The organism is Streptomyces tateyamensis (assembly GCF_003205575.1).
In the GTDB taxonomy this organism is placed as follows: Bacteria; Actinomycetota; Actinomycetes; order Streptomycetales; family Streptomycetaceae; genus Kitasatospora; species Kitasatospora tateyamensis.
In genome coordinates, this window is sequence record NZ_PYBW01000358.1 from 1 (window position 1) to 284 (window position 284).

General features: G+C 69.7%; 1 protein-coding gene. It reads right to left on the bottom strand.

The genetic code is table 11. The features are described from left to right. The coding region (locus C7C46_RS33735; RefSeq protein ID WP_146259351.1) for a protein kinase domain-containing protein at window positions 1-284 on the bottom strand (284 nt) is incomplete at both ends.

Here is a 284-nt window from a genome sequence, read left to right on the forward strand (position 1 = left end):
CCCGCAGGGTACGGCCGCGGACGTACTCCATCACCAGGTATGGCAGACCGGCGTGGGTGCCCTGGTCGTAGACCGCCACCACGTTCGGGTGGGTCAGCCGGGCGATGGTCTTCGCCTCGTCGGTGAACCGGGCCACGAAGTTGGCGATCCGGGCCCGGGCCTCGGGTGCCTGGGTCGGATGAATGATCTTGACAGCGACGGTGCGCTCGAGGCGTTCGTCCGTGGCGGTGTACACGGTCGCCATGCCACCACGGGCCACGCGACCGCGAATGCGGTAGCGCCCG